This is a genomic window from Hanstruepera ponticola (assembly GCF_012931685.1).
GTDB lineage: Bacteria > Bacteroidota > Bacteroidia > Flavobacteriales > Flavobacteriaceae > Hanstruepera > Hanstruepera ponticola.
On sequence record NZ_JABANC010000001.1, the window covers coordinates 276,551 to 294,748 of the forward strand.

Here is an 18,198-nt window from a genome sequence, read left to right on the forward strand (position 1 = left end):
TTATAAATTTTTAAGCGCTTGCTTTATAATAGTTTCAACGTTAGCATTTGGTTCCTGTGATAGAATTTTGTCTATCACACGTTCAGATTGTTTTTTTGAAAAGCCTAAAACTTCTAAAGCAGATAACGCTTCATCTTTATTTGTATTGCTTTCTAGGGCAGAATTTTCATCAATATCATAGACTTTCAAAATTTTATCTTTCAAATCCAAAATTACTCGTTGAGCGGTTTTGGCTCCAATTCCTTTTATAGATTGAATTAATGCTACATCTCCAACGGCTATTCCTTCCCTTATTTGTTTGGGTGTTAATGATGACAGCATCGTACGAGCTGTGCTAGCACCAATACCACTAACTGATATTAAAAGCCTGAATATTTCTCTTTCTGAAGTTGTTGTAAAACCAAACAACGTATGAGAATCTTCTTTCACCTGTAAATGCGTGAAAAGTTTTAAGTTTTCTTGATCTGGAATTTGCGAAAAGGTATGTAATGAGATGTTTAAATTATAGCCAACTCCACCACAGTCAATAACAACGTTCGTTGGTTTTTTCTCGACAAGTTTACCTTGAATATGTGAAATCATTAAATAGGAATCTATTAACTCTCAAATGTAATAAAATTATTTACAAAACAAAGTTGTTTAATGTCCTATTCCTGCTTTTAATTCAAGCTCTTTTTTTTCTTTTTGTTGTGCATCAATTACGGCAATGGCAGTCATATTTACAATTTCATCTACACTGGCATCCAACTGTAAAATGTGAATAGGTTTTCGCATACCCATCATTATAGGACCAATGGAATCTGCCTTATTTAATTCTTTGAGCAATTTGTAAGTGATATTGGCTGATTCTAAATTTGGAAAAATAAGTGTATTTACTTTTTTACCTGCTAATTTTGAAAAAGGAAAAATATCCTGTAACATTTCACTATTCAATGCGAAATCTGTTTGTAATTCCCCATCAACCAACAGATTTGGATGTCTTTTATGTAAGTAAGTTACAGCCTCACCAACTTTAGTAGCAGTTTGATTTTTAGACGATCCAAAATTAGAATATGATATCATCGCCATAACAGGTTCCATACCAAACATTTTTACCACACCTGCAGTCATCTGAGCTATTTTTGTTAGATCGCTTGCAGTTGGATTAATATTTATAGAAGTGTCACTCAAAAACATAGGACCACGTTGTGTCATCATCACATTGGTTGTTGCTACACGCGTTGATCCTGGCGCTAGTCCTATTAATTCTAACATGGGTTTTACCACAGATGGATAGCTTCTTGAATAACCAGAAATCATAGCATCTGCATCACCTTCATTAACCATCATAGCTGCGAAATAATTACGTTCACGCATAATTTTTTCTGCAGAATATAAGGTCACTCCTTTTCGCTTACGTTGTTCCCAATAAACTTTAGCATATTTATTTTTCCTTACTTCTTCTTCGTCAGATTTAGGATCTATTATTGGCACATCAGCATCAAATTCAATTTCTTCTTTTAGTTTTTCAATGGCGTCGCGTCTTCCAAGTAGAATTGGAAAAGCAATGCCTTCGTCATAAGCAATTTGTGCAGCCTTTAAAACATCCAACTGATCAGCTTCTGCAAATACTACGCGTTTAGGATTGGTTTTAGCACGGTTGAGTAGTAATCGCACTATTTTATTATCAGAACCTGATCGCTCTAGCAATTCATCCTCATATTTTTGCCAATCCGTTATGGGTTGTTGGGCAACACCACTTTCCATAGCAGCTTTGGCAACCGCTGGTGGAACTTGTGCAATTAAACGTGGGTCAAAAGGTTTAGGAATGATATAATCTCTACCAAATGTCAGACGTGTTTCGCCATAAGCAATATTCACTTGTTCAGGCACTGGGTCTTTCGCTAACTCTGCCAGCGCCATTACAGCCGCCATCTTCATTTCCTCATTAATTTTAGTGGCACGAACATCTAACGCACCTCTAAAAATAAAAGGGAAGCCAAGAACATTATTTACTTGGTTAGGATGATCACTTCTCCCAGTAGCCATAATAATATCATCGCGTGTATCTATCGCTAAATCATATGCGATTTCTGGATCAGGATTGGACATGGCGAAGACAATTGGGTTTGCAGCCATGGATTTAAGCATGTCTGGCGAAACAATATTTGAAGTAGATAAACCAATAAACACATCAGCGTCTTTCATGGCCTCATCTAAAGTGTCAATTTTTCTGTGAGTCGCAAACTCTGCTTTTTCTTTTGTTAGATTCTCTCTATCCTGTCTTATTACTCCTTTACTATCCAACATTACCATGTTTTCGCGAACAGCACCACACGCTTGATACAATCGTGAACATGATATAGCAGCAGCTCCGGCACCACTTATTACAATTCTTACATCTTCAATCTTTTTATTTGCCAACTCCAGGGCATTTAGTAACGCTGCAGCAGAAATTATTGCTGTACCATGTTGGTCATCATGCATAACAGGAATATCCAACTCTTCTTTTAAACGTCGTTCAATTTCGAATGCTTCAGGAGCTTTGATATCCTCAAGGTTTATGCCTCCAAATGTTGGTGCGATATTTTTAACCGTAGCTATAAATTCTTCAATGTTTTCAGTGTCAACTTCAATATCAAAAACATCAATATCTGCAAATATTTTAAACAGCAATCCCTTACCTTCCATAACAGGTTTAGAAGCTTCTGGACCAATATTACCTAATCCTAAAACTGCTGTTCCATTTGAAATTACTGCTACTAAATTTCCTTTGGTAGTATATTTATAAACGTTGTTTATATCCTTGGCTATTTCTAAACAAGGTTCAGCTACACCTGGTGAATAAGCTAGCGACAAATCTCGCTGACTCGCATATTTTTTAGTTGGAACTACTTTTATCTTTCCTGGTGTTGGCTTTGCATGATAAACCAAGGCCTCACGTCTTCTACTTTGCTTGCTCATAAAATTCAAAGTTTATAAGCCACAAAGGTAGTATATTTAACGGTGATAGGATAAAATATAGAGGTTCAAAATTGAATTTTTGAAACCAGAATTTAATATAATTATTTTTTAAATTTTAAACTATTCTGTTTTGGAACTTATAAATTTTTTTACGGATTCATTTGTAATAGATGGATTTGCTCCTTCACTTTGCGCTACCATTGCTCCAAGGGCACAGGCATGATCAATTGCTTTTTGAGGGGATTCATTCTTTTTGAGAGAATTAATTAGAGTTGCAAGGAATGAATCTCCTGAACCAACAGTATCAACCACGTTTACTTTATAGCCATTATTATAATAGAAGTTATCATTATAATATAGCACTGCTCCCTTTTCTCCAAGTGTCACACATATACTTGGTGTTTGAGTATGATTTGATAACCTTTTGATACTTTCTTCCATAGAAGTTGAATCTAAACCCAAATAACCAATGATTTCGGCAAGCTCTTCATCATTTAATTTAATAAAATCTGCCTTACTCATTAATTCATTCAGTAAATCTTGAGTATAATGTGGTGATCTTAAGTTAATATCAAAAACTTTAAAATTAGCATGTTCCAGAAGCCTTGTCAAAGTTAATCTAGACATATTACTACGTGCCGCTAGGCTTCCAAAAATAAATATATCTGAATTCGCAACTAAATCTTTACAATCTTTGTTATACTCAATGTAATCCCAAGCACTTGGGAACATAATTTCATAAGATGCGGAACCGGTTTCACCTAAACTAACTTTAACAATTCCTGTCCTCCAATCTGAAGCCAATTGTACATTAGAAAAATCTAGTTCATTTTCTTTGAAAATTTTTAGGAGATTTGCACCTAAAGTATCCTTGCCTACTTTACTTATCATAGACACGTCATTCCCAAACGATTTTAACCTAATTGCAACATTAAGAGGTGCTCCTCCAACCTTTTTATATGTTGAAAACACATCCCAAAGCACTTCGCCAAAACAGACTACTTTTAATTTTTTCATATTAATCAGTCTTTTTAGAAAACTCAACCCTAAAGGGGTCTAAATATATATAGAAAGTCTCTGGAAATGTCAATCTTAAATCTGGTTCTGCATTTTCAGTATATGGAGCAATACATAATAATCGGTTATTTTTAAAATCCTCTTTTAATACAGTCAAACCAAATAAATTCTCATTTTTTAGAATTTTAGAACCCAAAGAAACCCACGGACCCTCAACATTTTGAGATTTATATGCCCTAACTTCTTTTGATACTTCATTGGCAGGTTGACTTTCAAACAATCGGTTGCAGCTCGAAATTATGAGATAATACAAATCTTTATTTTTATCATATAAAATTTTAGGAACTTCCAATTGTGTAAAATCATCAGCATCTGGAACCAAAATTGGGGGATGTAATTTTTTTATTTTAAAGACATCATCATTTTCTGCTAGTATTGCTCTAGCTAAAGCTCCTCTTCTCGGATTTGTTTTTGCTCCCCAAAATAGATTTAACTCACCTTTTTTATCTGAAAATGTAAACGGATCCCTCCATGACATAATAGGCCCATTCTCTTCTCCCAAATCACTCCCCAAATTATCTATTCTATCTAAATAATATCCTTTATCAACAATTTCATCCCAATCTTTTGATGGAGAAGAAATGGTTTTTATAGTATTTTTTTGTACAGAATGACCATCATTTGATATCGCTAATGCAATGCTTTGATGATAATTTCTAATAGAATCAATATTTTCAATACCAGTAAAAGTCACAAGTTTTCTTCCATCTGAAAGCGGCATTACACTTCCGCTCCAAATAGTTTTAAAATTGAGTTTACTTACTTCATCTGTACTTAAAAAACAACCTTCATCCTTCCAAGAGTTGCCATTGTCTTTGGATGAAAAATGTCTAATATGAAACGGGTTATTGTTCCGTTCATATGGGTCTAACTCTGAACCATCAGATAAAAAACGTGGCACAGCTAAACAATACAAATGAAGAGTTTCATTCTCACAATAAGACCATGCATCCCATAAGTATAAATAAGGATGTTTAATTCCATTTATAAACAACGTTCCGTAGGCTTTTGGAATTCTATTCATTGAGACTATCATTTTAATAAAATGAATATTAAATTATTTCTGATTATCAAATTCTAAACTATCATTAGGCTTTCCTTTTAAACGAAGAGCCAATAAACCGGCTATAACAAATAAAAACCCTGCACATAAAATTGCATTAATGGCATCGTTCCCGAGTACATTCTTTACTATTGGTCCAAATGTTAAAGTTTGAATACCCATTGGAATGACAATCATCATGTTGACTATCCCCATGTAAACCCCCCTTCGTTTTTCAGGAATAACTTTTGACACCATAGCATATGGAATACCCATCATAGCTGCCCATCCAATACCTAATAAAATCATTGGTACTAATAAAGCATATTGGTTACTTATATAAGGCATGCTAATCATTGCTATACCAGTCAAAAATAAGCTCCCAACATAAACGAGCTTATTGCTAAATCTTAAAGCAATTGGAACCAGTATTAATGCAACTATCATGGTGACAAAATTATAGGTGCCATTCATTAATCCAGTTTGAGCTAACGCTTGTTCCGATAACAACTGTATGTTTTGAGCAAACTTTGTATCTGCAATGCTAATCTCCGATCCAGTTTTGCAAGCTTCAATTATAGAATCAAATCTTTTTGTATCCTCATTGCTAATTCCAAACATACTTGATCTTAACATTGGTGTGATAAATTGCCAATAAATAAATAATGCATACCATTGAAATAAGTAAATACCTGCTAATTTCTTCATTAGTTTAGGCATCTCTCCTATAGCCTGGTATATTTCAACAAATGGCTCAATTAATCGATGCAAAAAGGAAGCATTTTTATTACGTGCTTTAATATAATTTAACTCTTCCTCTGATGGTGGTATCTCTGGTGTTTTTAAAACCGACCATAAAATAGTTCCTATAGAGGCTATTGCTCCTAAAAAAAATGAATAATACACCCATTTGGGAATAGCTGTAATTATTTCTGTCTCATTACTGCAAAGTGAAGCACCTTCAATTGCTGGAACACTAAACCAGTCCTGAAATAAAAACAAAGAAAAATTTGCTAGTGTTATACCTGCACCAACAAATAAACTTTGCATTTGAAAACCATATGTTAACTGTTCATCTGGTAATTTATCTCCTACAAATGCCCTGTAAGGTTCCATGGCAGTATTATTGGCTGCATCCAAGACCCAAAGCAATCCAACTGCAAACCATAGTTCAGAACTAAAAGGGAACATAAACAAGCATAAACTAGCAACTATAGCTCCGATAAGAAAAAATGGTTTTCTTCTTCCAAAACGTGGTGACCATGTTTTATCAGATATAGCACCAATAATTGGTTGTATTAATAAACCTGTAACTGGACCTGCTAAATTAAGCAAAGGCAATTCTTCGTGATGCGCACCTAAAAAGGAAAAAATTGGATTTACAGCTGTTTGCTGTAAACCAAAACTGAATTGAATGCCAAAAAAACCAACATTCATATTCCATATTTGCCAAAAACTTAATTTAGGTTTCGTAATCATGACTTTTCCAATAATTTATTTAGAAACTCTTCAAACTTTTCATTATTTATAAATATACTACCTACTTTATCAACTACTGGAAGAGTCAAATTGGAAAGTGAAATATTAGCGGCTTTTAATTTGGCAATCATTTCCTTTTGTTTAGCAAGATTTAGATCAATATCATAATATTGAAATTCAATATTATTCTTTTTTAAAAATATTTTTGTTTCTAAACAATAATGGCAGGTATCACTTCCATAAATTATAAGTTTTTCAGAAACTACCAGATTATTTATATCATCTGTTTTAATTCCTTGGCTAAATGCTGAAAAATTATTCAATAGAGCAAGAATTACAGTAATAAAAAACACATTTTTTTTCATGAAACTAAATTTAATAAGAAAAGAGCCGGTATTTAATGTGTTAACACCAACTCCTTTCACACACTTAAAAAAGGTTATATCAATTTTAAAAACCAACCCATTTTAAATCCTAAAGACTAATTCTAAAATCTATATTGTAGTGCTAATGACATTGATCTACCGGGCAATGGTCTTGCTCTAACATAATTATCCTGACCTTCAGTAATACTACCTTCTTCAACTTCGGTAACACCAATTGAATCAAAAATATTGTTAGCTGATAGGTTAACAAATAAATCTTTCGTAATTCCTACGTTTACAAATCCATTTACTATCATAAAACCAGGCATTACCAATTCATTTGTATCTTGTGCATATGCCTTTGTTTGTCCAATAAAACTTAATCCTACAGCATTCTGTTTAGTTGTACCAAAATTATAAGATGGTATGATATTGTAAATTAAGTCTGGTTGTCTTCTTGGCGTATTTCCCTTATTGTCCCCAGAGTTTACTTCAGCATCAGTATACGTTATTGCACCTCTTAAATTAAAATTATTAAATCTATAATATCCTTCTAGTTCAACACCAATAGATTTATAATCATTCTCAATAATGCTATTTGAAGTAGCTTCAAAACCTCCTTCTTCTCTAGTTTTGGCATAGAATGCAGTTGCATAGATTGCACCGTTTGCAAAACCTCGCTTATATCCTAATTCTGCTTGATCTATAAAATCTAATGCATTAATTCTATCTCCATCAAGATAATCTAAACCTGAAAACAAAATTCTATCTGCCTTTGCTGATGCACCACTTGAGTATCTACCAAAAACAGATTGGTTATCCTGTATCTTGAAATTTAATCCTAACGAGTAAGAAACATAATCATAGTCATAATCAACAGCGGTTGGGTTAGCAGTATCAACAGCCGAAACATCTTGTTCTGGCACAGAAATAAAACCGTCGTTATTAATATCGAACTCCGTTTGAACTGTACCAGCAAATGAACCATCAACACGTCCTTTATCATATCTCACACTACCATCAATTGTAAATTTTTCACTAGCTTCTATTGTTACGTTTGCATATGGTGCAGAAACATTATATTGAGTGTCATAATTTCTTGTACAACAGTTACCCCAAAATGGTACTCCGTAAGCATATAATCCATTATCACTTAAAGGATTACTAGCTGAATCAAATACATTAATCAATCTAGCATTGTCATCATTTACCTCTTGTAGGTAAGAATTCCATAACCATGACATAGAAATATCTTGAATTGCCTTAAAATATCCTAATGTAACATCAACATTACCAAACGATTTAGACAATTTAAAATCATTCATAAAATTGTTAAAATTATTCAGTTCAACATCAAACATGTGAATTCTAGCCACTAAACTATTATCTGCCACTGATGTTCCATCAGTAAACGATAAAGTTGACCCTGTCCCAAAAGATTCAGCAATAGTTGATGCCGAAGCAACTTCTGCAGGAAATGGTGAAACAAATGCTCCTTTATTTGATGAATACCTTCCATTATTTCTAACTTTCCAGTTATTTCCTAAATCAAATGAAGCTTCAAAGCCAACCGAAGTAGAGATTGGATTCATTCCATCGGCAACATTTGATCGTCTCAATTGACCATCACCGCCTAAACCTACATTTTGCGTTAAATTAGATGTATGTAAAGATCCAGTTGTTGCATCAAAATTTGGAGCATCTCCCCAATCTGGATCACTATTAGTACCTGTCACCTTCATTGGCATTGGTAAATAAGCAACAGCTTTATCATTCAAATACTTACCATATACTCTAACATAACCATTCTTGAAATCTTTAGTGAAGTTCAGCTTAAATTGACCTCCATTATTAGCTGTAAAACCTGTTTCACGTACACCTTCACCAACTCTGTAAAATCCTCCCATATGGAAATACAAATCTTCTCCTATCCTTGATCCATAATCAAAATCTGTTCTGAAAGAATTATAATCTAAACCAAAGCTAGTTGCAATTGATCCTCCTTCTACTCTACCTGTTTTACTAATAATATTTATTATTCCTCCAGGTGCGTTGGATGATAATGTTGAAGCAGATCCACCTCTAATTGCTTCAATACGTGCAACATTAGCATCAAATCTTGTAAAGATATCTGACGTCGCAAACGCTATATCTCCATATAATAAAACGGGGAGACCATCTTCTTGCAATTGAACATATTTAGATCCCCCTGAAGAAATGGGCACACCACGAACCGCTATATTAGCATTACCTTCACCACCTGATGATTCTGATCGAATACCAGGTAATGTTCTAAAAATTTCTGCAGTTGTTCTCGGAGCAGATTCAACAATTGTTTTAGGCTTCATTGTTGTTATTGAAACACTTGATTCAATTTTTGACCTAGGATTTACAACTCCAGTTATAATAACCTCATCTAATGATTCAGTATCCTCATTCATCACAATATCTAGTGTGACATCACTACCAGTGACCTCAACATTACTATCTACACTAGCGTAGCCTAAAAAACTAGCTTGTATAATGTATGTACCATCTTCCACATTTTCAATGACAAAATTACCGTCTATGTCTGAAACTGCACCTTGCGTCGTTCCAGAGATAATTACATTTACACCAGGAAGCGTCTCTCCATTAGTATCGCTTACTGTTCCTGAAATATTAACTTGCCCCATTACAAATGATGTAGTTAATACCAAGATTCCTAAAAATAACTTTTTGAGCTTTGTTAGTTTTTTCATTTTGGTTTTTATTGAATTAGTGATTTTTCATTTATTTACCTACTAAATTATTAGTTAAGAGTATTAAATTATGATAAATTCACAACTAAAACGTTTTCGTTTTTACCGAAAACGTTTTCGATAAACTTTAATTAATTATATTTACTTTTTATTTAACTATGAAGCCAGCTACCTTAAAAGAAATAGCTACAACTCTGGGTTTATCTATTTCAACTGTTTCAAAAGCTCTTAAAGATTATCCTGATGTCAGTAAAAAAACTAAAAAACTAGTAAAAGAGTTAGCTGAAACTTTAAATTATCGACCTAATGCTTCTGCAGTCAATTTAAGGACAAAAGAATCCAAAACAATTGGACTTGTTATACCTGAAGTTGTTCATCATTTTTTTTCAAGTGTTATAAAGGGAATAATTAGTGAAGCAGAAGACAAAGGGTATCTGGTTATTATATTACAATCAAATGAATCATTTGAATTAGAAAAAAAACAAATTGAGTTATTGATTAACAAGCAAGTTGATGGAATCTTGATATCATTAGCTAATGGAACATATGATTTCTCACATTTAAAGGCTGTTATGAATCAAGGTATCACCTTAGTAATGTTTGACAAAATCGCTAAAATTGTAGACTGTTCAAAAGTAATTATTGATGATCAAATGGCTGCTTTTGATGCGACTCAACACCTCATTGATACTGGATGCAAAAGAATTGCTCATTTTAGAGGGCCCTTAACACCTCAAAATTCCATCGATAGATTTTTAGGTTATAAAAAAGCTTTACTACACAATCAAATTCCCTATGACCCATCGTTAGTTTATATATTGGATGCCATGAGTTTTGAAGAAGGCCAACATTTTACTAAAGAGCTATTAAAGGATCATGATGATATTGATGGAATATTTATAAATACTGATTTGGTTGCCATTGGATCAATCACTGAATTAAATAAAAGAAACATAAAAATACCTGAACAAATTTCAATAATTGGATTTAGCAATTGGTTTATGTCTTCTGTGATCTCTCCAACGCTTTCAACAGTCAATCAGCCTGGTCACTTAATGGGGAAAAAATCTTTCAAGTTACTTTACAAAGAAATAAAGAAAAGAAAAGAAGGCAAGAAAATTAAATTCAAAAATGTTGAATTAAAAACTGATATTATCTTAAGGGATTCAACAAAAAAAATATAATCTATTTTTATAAAACCTCAATTTTACGATGCGACACAGATAGTTTAGTTGTATCTAAACGCTTCTCAAAATTAATTCTCATGTATTGCATGTCTCTATTCCGATTATTATTCAACCATTTTTATAATCGTGCTGCTTCATATTTTAAAAATTCTACTTTGCTTGCTCATAAAAATATTATAATGAAAGCAAAGGCAATAAATAACTAACTTTACTAAATGGCCAAAATACTATGACTTGTAATAATAATAGTTAAATTTGGTTTTAACAATTAGTTACTTCATTCATATCAAATTACTCACAAGTAATCTATGAGTTTTATTAGAATTTTTTATGTGGTGGTGTTTTTTATAAGTGGGACACTCATCCATGCTCAAAACAAACCTGAAGAGAAAGATTCTACGAACATCTATAATAAAATTGAGGAGTTTTCGGAAAAAGGAAAGGTTACTAAAACGCTACATGGCTTTTTGTTCAGGTCTCAAAAAGAAAATGACAAACCTGTTACAGACCTGCCTAAACGTCCTAACCAAAAAAAATATAATAATAAGATTATCCGAAATATAAATATCATTACGTTTGACCCGTTTGGTAAAAAACTTTCTGACACAACACAAACAGTAGATAACTGGTTAGAACGTACTGGTAATTTCTTACATGTTAAAACAAAGGACTGGACAATTAAAAACTTGCTTTTATTTAAAGAAAATCAAGTATTGGACTCACTACTCTTGACTGAATCCGAGCGTTTAATCAGAACAAATAATTATGTCCGTGAAGCTTTGATTACTCCTGAATTGGTTTCTAATGATTCAGTAGATGTCACCGTAATGGTTTTAGATTCTTGGAGTTTAATACCAAATGCTTCAATTTCCACCTCAAAAAACACCTTGAAATTAAAAGAAAGAAATTTGCTGGGGTTTGGTCATAATTATAAAATAAATTACACAACTCGGTTTGAAGATGGTGAAAAGGCCTACGACATAGCCTATAATATTCCAAATTTTAAAAACACCTATATTAACACATCAATAAATTATTATCAAGATCTAGATAAAAATTATAGAAAGAGTATAGACATAAACAGACCTTTTTATTCACCATTAACCAAATGGGCTGGTGGTGTAACTTTTAGCGAACAATATTCCCAAATTTTCCTGCCAAATTCTATGGATAGTTTGTCCATACAAGATTTAAAATTCTATTCACAAGATGTTTGGTTAGGATATTCCTATAAAATATTTAAAGGATCTAGTGTAAAAGAACGTACAACCAATCTAGTAACTTCTTTAAGATATATTAATACAGACTACAAAGAAAGGCCAGATATAGCCTATGATAGTATACGCTATTTTTCAAGTGAATCTTTTCCCATTGCTAGTATAGGTCTATCATCTAGACAATATATTCAAGATGAATATCTTCTAAACTATGGTATTATTGAAGATGTGCCAGTAGGAACCATATATTCCCTTACGGGTGGATATGAATATAAAAACAAGAGATATAGAACTTATTTAGGTGCCCGAGTTTCAATGGGTAATTATACCAAATTGGGATATTTAAGTTTTAATTTAGAATATGGCACATACATAAGAGGAAAAACCAGAGAACAAACCACTTATGTTTTAGAAGGCTATTATTTTTCAGATTTGGTCTCTTTGGGAGATAAATGGAAATTAAGGCAGTTTATTAAACCTCAAATCATTATTGGCAGTAAGCGCTTGGGAACTGTGGCTGATAGAATTTCTTTAAATGAAAACAAATCTTTTCAAGGTTTGTATGCTAGTGCGTATGAACGTAATAATGCTAGTGGTTTACCAGATTTTGATTCCTCATTATACGGGACTGAAAAATTTGTTATATCGCTACAAACTCAAGTTTACTCTCCATGGAACCTACTTGGATTTCGGTTGAACCCTTATATCAATATTACTTCTGGACTTATTGGTGACGAAAACAATCGTTTTTATGAAAATAAACTTTACAATGCCTTCAGTCTTGGTTTTTTAATTAGAAACGATTATTTAGTATTTAATTCCTTTCAAATATCCTTTACATATTATCCAAGTATTCCAAATGAAGGCAGTAACATTTTTAAGACTAATACTTTGGAAACAGATGATTTAGGGTTTCCTAATTTTGAATTGGGGAAACCGCGTCCTGTGCTATTTAATTAAATCAAATATTGTTTTTAATAAAATTGATGTTTCGTTTCAATCCAGAATATTTGGTACGTTTAACTGGTGATTTTTTAAAGACTTTTTTAAAGGTATCCTCTGTAATTTCATCCCAATCTTTTTTGGTCATATCTAAAAGTTCTGGGTGCGGATTGAATAATGGTTCGCTATGTGATTTTGAAAAGCGGTTCCAAGGACATACATCTTGACACACATCACAACCAAACATCCAATTATCCATGTGACCTTTAAAGGCTGTTGGAATATTATCTTTTAATTCAATGGTTAAGTAAGAAATACATTTACTCCCATCTACCACATAGGGTTGTATAATGGCTTCTGTTGGACAAGCATCAATGCAAGCAGTACAAGTACCACAATGGTCAGTTACAGGCATATCATATTCTAGCTCTAAATCAACAATCAATTCCGCAATAAAATAAAAAGACCCTACTTGTTGGGTTAACAAATTACTGTGTTTACCAATCCAACCTAATCCAGATTTTGCTGCCCAAGCTTTGTCTAAAACTGGCGCAGAGTCTACAAATGCTCTTCCATGAACTTCACCTATTTCGTTTTGAACAAATTGCAACAGTGACTTTAATTTGTCCTTGATGACAAAATGATAATCTGTTCCATAAGCGTATTTGGACAACTTATAACTGTTTTCATTTTGTATTTCAGAAGGAAAGTAATTAAGTAATAGAGAAATCACACTTTTTGAACCTTCTACAAGTTTTGTTGGATCAAGGCGTTTATCAAAATGATTTTCCATGTATTGCATCTCACCATGCCTATTATTATTCAACCATTTTTCTAATCGTGGTGCTTCATCTTCTAAAAATTCTGCTTTGCTTATGCCACAGGACAAAAAACCGAGACGCTTGGCTTCCGTTTTAATTATATGACTATATGTAGATTTACTTTGATTCAACTTTTTAAAATTTCAAATTTTACAAAAGCATTTTTAGGTTTTAGGGTAATCAACGGATTAATTTCAATATTATCTTTTACAGGTTTAATTGAAAATTTTAACAATATCTCTGAAATGGTCAAAATCATTTCAAACATGGCAAAATTATTACCAATACATTTTCGTGGACCTGAACCAAAAGGAAAATACTGTGACGAATAATTTTTAGCGTTTTCAGGTGCGAAACGTTCTGGAACGAAACTATCTGGAAATTCCCACAAAGCTTTATGCCTGTGAATTTCATAGATGGAAAACAATAAATTATTTCCTTTATCAAAATGATATCCATTACATGAATCACTTTCAATATTGACCCTGTCTATAAAATAGGCAGGTGGATACAATCGTAAGGACTCTTCAACTACTTGCTTTGCTAATTGTGATTGTATGATAGCAGCCATGATATCATTATTGTTGTTTTTTAAAATTGACTGATATTGACTAAGTATATTCTCCTGCCATTCAGTATGTTGAGCCAATAATTGTATTGTAAAACTCAATGCATTAGCTGTTGTTTCATGTCCTGCAACAAATAGCACCAAAATCTCATCTATTAATTGGTTCATGCTCATTTCGGTACCATCTTCATACCGTGCTTCAAGGAGCATATCCAATAAATCATCAAATCTTGTTTGAGATTCTTTTCTTCTGATTATGATGTTTTTTAGAATATCCCTAGATTCATTTGAACGCTTTAGATGTCTATCAATAATACCAAAGGATTCAAAATACCATTTTAAATATGGTTGCCGAAGCTCTTTTACCAACATAAGTTGATTTTCTTCGGTTACATGTTGTAGGGTTTTGATTTCGGAATCTGATGCTGCATTACTAAACAAAGCTCTAACAACCACTTTAAATGCTAAATCACTGAAAAGTGGTAGAACATCCGTTTTGACATCAGTTTTAATTTCAACCAAAGATTCAACAATGGTTTGCTTAACAGTTGCCATCAGGCTTTCTAAATTAGATTTATGAAAGGCTGGTTGAATTAGTTTGCGTTGCTTACGCCAATAAGTCCCTTCAGAAGTTAGCAAACCATTACCTAAATATTTGGCAAGGTCTTCGGTTTGAATAGCTGACTTTTTATAGTTCTTCCAGTTTTTTTGTAAAACATATTCAGCTAAGACTGCATCTCTGGAAAAGATAGCATGTTTACCAAAACCTACATTTAGCTTAAAAATATCACCATAGCGCTCAAAGTTTTTGTGATGAAAAGGTAATGGATTGTTTAATATTTTAATGGCTTGCCTTAAAAAGGTAAAAGTTGAAACTTCTGGTATCTTTTTAATAGGTGTCATTAAAACAAGCCTCCTTGTGTAGGTCCTTTTATTTTCCCTAAATGTTTGTAAGCTTGTTCAGTCACTTCTCGTCCTCTAGGTGTTCGCATGATAAACCCTTGTTGAATAAGGAACGGCTCATAAACTTCTTCAATGGTTTCGGCACTTTCGCTTACTGCAGTGGCCAAGGTTGTAATACCTACTGGTCCACCTTTAAACTTATCGATAATGGTTGACAATATTTTATTGTCCATTTCATCCAATCCATGAGCATCTACATGAAGTGCTTCTAAAGCAAACTTTGAGATTTTAATATCAATATTACCATCACCTTTTATTTGGGCAAAATCACGAACACGACGTAATAATGCGTTTGCAATTCTTGGTGTACCACGACTACGACCTGCAATTTCAACAGCCGCTTCCATGGTGATTGGAACATTTAAGATGCTTGCACTTCGTTGAACGATTGTAGTTAACAACTCGGTGTTATAATATTGTAATCTACTTTGAATACCGAAACGTGCTCGCATAGGAGCCGTAAGTAATCCAGAACGTGTTGTGGCTCCAACTAGCGTGAATGGATTTAAATTGATTTGTACGGTTCTTGCATTAGGTCCTGACTCAATCATGATATCAATTTTATAGTCTTCCATTGCCGAATACAGATATTCTTCAACTATGGGACTCAATCGATGGATCTCATCAATAAAAAGCACATCACGATCTTCGAGGTTGGTTAACAAACCTGCCAAATCACCTGGCTTATCTAAAACAGGGCCTGAAGTTACTTTGATACCAACGTTCAATTCACTCGCAAGAATATGTGCCAAAGTAGTTTTACCTAATCCAGGAGGACCGTGAAACAAGGTATGATCCAACGCTTCTTCCCTTCCATTGGCTGCTTGAACAAAAATTTGAAGATTTTCCAACACCTGATCTTGACCAGTGAAGTCATCAAAGGATAAAGGTCTCAATTTTTTTTCTACATCCAGTTCTTCTGGTGAAAAGTGCTCGTTTGTTGGATCTAGGTTCTCGTTCATAGAACACAAATATAAACAAAAAGCCTTTCTAAATTAGAAAGGCTTTGTTTGTATTGTAAACTATTTGATTAGTGATGTAACTCTTCCTCGCCTTCTTTTAAAGGTACGTTTTGAGGAACAAAATCTACATCGTGACCTGGCTTATTATAATCATAAGACCAACGGTAAACATGAGGAATTTCACCTTCCCAGTTCCCATGGATATGCTTGATTGGTGCCGTCCACTCTAATGTAGTTGATCTCCAAGGATTCTGAACTGTTTTCTTACCAAAGAAAATACTACTAAAGAAATTATATAAATACACCAACTGAAATACACCTCCAACTAAAGCAAAGATGGTAATAATCACGTTCACATCAGCTAAATCATCAAACAATGGAAAGTTAGAGTTTGTATAATAACGTCTTGGTAAACCGGCCATTCCAATAAAGTGCATAGGGAAGAAAACGCCATAGGCACAAACAGCTGTTACCCAAAAATGGATATACCCTAGATTCTTATTAAGCATACGTCCAAACATTTTTGGGAACCAATGATATATTCCTGCAAACATACCGTATAATGCTGATATACCCATTACCAAGTGGAAGTGAGCCACTACAAAATAAGTATCATGTACATTAATATCTAAAGCACTATCACCTAAAATAATACCTGTTAGACCTCCTGTAATAAATGTTGAAACAAAACCAATTGAGAATAGCATAGCTGGGTTCATCTGGAGATTACCTTTCCATATGGTTGTTATCCAGTTAAAAGCTTTTACCGCTGATGGTATAGCAATTAATAAGGTTGTAAATGTAAATACTGAACCAAGGAATGGATTCATACCTGAAATAAACATGTGGTGACCCCAAACGATGGTTGATAAAAATGCAATTGCTAAAATTGACATAATCATCGCACGATATCCAAAAATTGGTTTTCTAGAACTAGAAGCCATAATTTCAGAAACTAATCCCATTGCAGGTAGGATTACAATATATACTTCAGGGTGTCCTAAAAACCAGAACAAATGTTCAAATAAAACTGGAGAACCTCCTTGATAATGTAATACTTCGCCTTGAATAAATATATCAGAAAGGAAAAACGATGTTCCAAAGCTTCTATCCATGATTAATAACAACGCAGCAGATAATAATACTGGAAACGATACCACACCTATAATGGCTGTCACGAAAAATGCCCAGATTGTTAAAGGTAGTCGTGTCATGGACATACCTTTTGTACGTAAGTTTATAACCGTAACAATATAGTTTAGCGATCCTAATAATGATGATGCAATGAAAATAGCCATTGACACTAGCCATAGCGTCATACCCATTCCAGATCCACCTTGAGCCATTGGTAATGCAGAGAGCGGAGGATAAATTGTCCAACCTGCAGCTGCTGGTCCAGCCTCAACGAAAAGCGAGATAACCATAACCACACTAGACAGGAAGAATAACCAATAAGATACCATGTTCAAGAATCCTGATGCCATATCACGTGCACCAATTTGTAACGGAATTAATAAGTTACTGAACGTTCCACTCAATCCAGCTGTTAGTACAAAGAATACCATAATGGTACCATGTATTGTTACTAAAGCCAAATAAATATCCGCATCCATAACACCATCTGGTGCCCATTTTCCTAATAATGCCTCAAATAATACATTTGGCTCTTCTGGCCATGCAATTTGCATTCGAAACATTAAAGACATTAATACACCTATAACACCCATAATAGTACCTGTAATAAGATACTGCTTGGCAATCATTTTATGATCCTGACTAAAAATATATTTAGTCACAAATGTTTCTTTATGATGATGTCCGTGATCGTCGTGTGCGTGAGTATCTGCGTGTGTTGACATAATCTTCTATATACTTTTTAAAACCGTTTTTT

Annotated in this window: 13 protein-coding genes; 2 read left to right on the top strand and 11 right to left on the bottom strand. The window is 33.4% G+C overall.

Annotated features, from left to right (window positions below; translation table 11 throughout):
• The 7 genes from ruvA to HGK31_RS01300 form a co-directional block, all read right to left on the bottom strand.
• On the bottom strand, positions 1-582 hold the full coding sequence (ruvA, locus tag HGK31_RS01270) for a Holliday junction branch migration protein RuvA (protein ID WP_104734785.1): 582 nt from the start codon (positions 580-582) through the stop codon (positions 1-3).
• A 57-nt stretch (positions 583-639) separates the two neighbouring features.
• Positions 640-2,943 (bottom strand): NADP-dependent malic enzyme, encoded by a 2,304-nt coding sequence (locus HGK31_RS01275; protein WP_191858164.1) that lies wholly within the window; start codon positions 2,941-2,943, stop codon positions 640-642.
• 120 nt (positions 2,944-3,063) lie between these two features.
• Positions 3,064-3,960 carry a carbohydrate kinase family protein gene (locus tag HGK31_RS01280; protein ID WP_191858165.1) on the bottom strand — a complete coding sequence of 299 codons (897 nt, stop codon included), beginning with the start codon at positions 3,958-3,960 and terminating at the stop codon, positions 3,064-3,066.
• A 1-nt stretch (position 3,961) separates the two neighbouring features.
• A complete protein-coding gene (locus HGK31_RS01285) occupies positions 3,962-5,044 on the bottom strand; it encodes a glycoside hydrolase family protein (RefSeq protein ID WP_191858166.1) in 1,083 nt (360 codons plus the stop codon).
• A gap of 33 nt (positions 5,045-5,077) precedes the next feature.
• Positions 5,078-6,541, bottom strand: a complete 1,464-nt coding sequence (locus tag HGK31_RS01290; RefSeq protein ID WP_233450942.1) for an MFS transporter — start codon at positions 6,539-6,541, stop codon at positions 5,078-5,080.
• The gene (locus HGK31_RS01295; protein WP_191858167.1) at positions 6,538-6,906 is read right to left on the bottom strand and encodes a glutaredoxin family protein; all 369 of its coding nucleotides are present in this window, start codon (positions 6,904-6,906) and stop codon (positions 6,538-6,540) included. The genes HGK31_RS01290 and HGK31_RS01295 overlap by 4 nt, the downstream gene beginning before the upstream one ends.
• Before the next feature lie 122 nt (positions 6,907-7,028).
• A complete protein-coding gene (locus HGK31_RS01300; RefSeq protein WP_191858168.1) occupies positions 7,029-9,647 on the bottom strand; it encodes a TonB-dependent receptor in 2,619 nt (872 codons plus the stop codon).
• A 158-nt stretch (positions 9,648-9,805) separates the two neighbouring features.
• Between HGK31_RS01300 and HGK31_RS01305 the strand changes: the two genes are divergently transcribed.
• Together HGK31_RS01305 and HGK31_RS01310 are read left to right on the top strand one after the other, a co-directional pair.
• Positions 9,806-10,831: a LacI family DNA-binding transcriptional regulator gene (locus HGK31_RS01305; protein WP_191858169.1), complete on the top strand. Its 1,026-nt coding sequence runs from the start codon at positions 9,806-9,808 to the stop codon at positions 10,829-10,831.
• Between the two features lie 311 nt (positions 10,832-11,142).
• Positions 11,143-13,011, top strand: coding sequence for a BamA/TamA family outer membrane protein (locus HGK31_RS01310; RefSeq protein WP_191858170.1), 1,869 nt, complete (start codon positions 11,143-11,145; stop codon positions 13,009-13,011).
• A 1-nt stretch (position 13,012) separates the two neighbouring features.
• Here HGK31_RS01310 and queG read toward each other — a convergent pair whose 3' ends face one another.
• From queG to HGK31_RS01330, 4 genes are all read right to left on the bottom strand, one after another.
• Positions 13,013-13,945, bottom strand: a complete 933-nt coding sequence (gene queG, locus HGK31_RS01315; RefSeq protein ID WP_191858171.1) for a tRNA epoxyqueuosine(34) reductase QueG — start codon at positions 13,943-13,945, stop codon at positions 13,013-13,015.
• Positions 13,942-15,285 (bottom strand): cytochrome P450, encoded by a 1,344-nt coding sequence (locus HGK31_RS01320; RefSeq protein WP_191858172.1) that lies wholly within the window; start codon positions 15,283-15,285, stop codon positions 13,942-13,944. The genes queG and HGK31_RS01320 overlap by 4 nt, the downstream gene beginning before the upstream one ends.
• Positions 15,285-16,307 (bottom strand): Holliday junction branch migration DNA helicase RuvB, encoded by a 1,023-nt coding sequence (ruvB, locus tag HGK31_RS01325; RefSeq protein WP_191858173.1) that lies wholly within the window; start codon positions 16,305-16,307, stop codon positions 15,285-15,287. The genes HGK31_RS01320 and ruvB overlap by 1 nt, the downstream gene beginning before the upstream one ends.
• A 68-nt stretch (positions 16,308-16,375) precedes the next feature.
• Positions 16,376-18,166 carry a cytochrome c oxidase subunit I gene (locus tag HGK31_RS01330; RefSeq protein WP_104734791.1) on the bottom strand — a complete coding sequence of 597 codons (1,791 nt, stop codon included), beginning with the start codon at positions 18,164-18,166 and terminating at the stop codon, positions 16,376-16,378.
• Positions 18,167-18,198: the final 32 nt, after the last annotated feature.

What these genes read in the sequence shown, in the direction of transcription:
- ruvA (WP_104734785.1), bottom strand. Translation starts at nt 582, where the DNA reads ATGATTTCACATATTCAAGGTAAACTTGTCGAGAAAAAACCAACGAAC.
- HGK31_RS01275 (WP_191858164.1), bottom strand. Translation starts at nt 2,943, where the DNA reads ATGAGCAAGCAAAGTAGAAGACGTGAGGCCTTGGTTTATCATGCAAAG.
- HGK31_RS01280 (WP_191858165.1), bottom strand. Translation starts at nt 3,960, where the DNA reads ATGAAAAAATTAAAAGTAGTCTGTTTTGGCGAAGTGCTTTGGGATGTG.
- HGK31_RS01285 (WP_191858166.1), bottom strand. Translation starts at nt 5,044, where the DNA reads ATGAATAGAATTCCAAAAGCCTACGGAACGTTGTTTATAAATGGAATT.
- HGK31_RS01290 (WP_233450942.1), bottom strand. Translation starts at nt 6,541, where the DNA reads ATGATTACGAAACCTAAATTAAGTTTTTGGCAAATATGGAATATGAAT.
- HGK31_RS01295 (WP_191858167.1), bottom strand. Translation starts at nt 6,906, where the DNA reads ATGAAAAAAAATGTGTTTTTTATTACTGTAATTCTTGCTCTATTGAAT.
- HGK31_RS01300 (WP_191858168.1), bottom strand. Translation starts at nt 9,647, where the DNA reads ATGAAAAAACTAACAAAGCTCAAAAAGTTATTTTTAGGAATCTTGGTA.
- HGK31_RS01305 (WP_191858169.1), top strand. Translation starts at nt 9,806, where the DNA reads ATGAAGCCAGCTACCTTAAAAGAAATAGCTACAACTCTGGGTTTATCT.
- HGK31_RS01310 (WP_191858170.1), top strand. Translation starts at nt 11,143, where the DNA reads ATGAGTTTTATTAGAATTTTTTATGTGGTGGTGTTTTTTATAAGTGGG.
- HGK31_RS01320 (WP_191858172.1), bottom strand. Translation starts at nt 15,285, where the DNA reads ATGACACCTATTAAAAAGATACCAGAAGTTTCAACTTTTACCTTTTTA.
- ruvB (WP_191858173.1), bottom strand. Translation starts at nt 16,307, where the DNA reads ATGAACGAGAACCTAGATCCAACAAACGAGCACTTTTCACCAGAAGAA.
- HGK31_RS01330 (WP_104734791.1), bottom strand. Translation starts at nt 18,166, where the DNA reads ATGTCAACACACGCAGATACTCACGCACACGACGATCACGGACATCAT.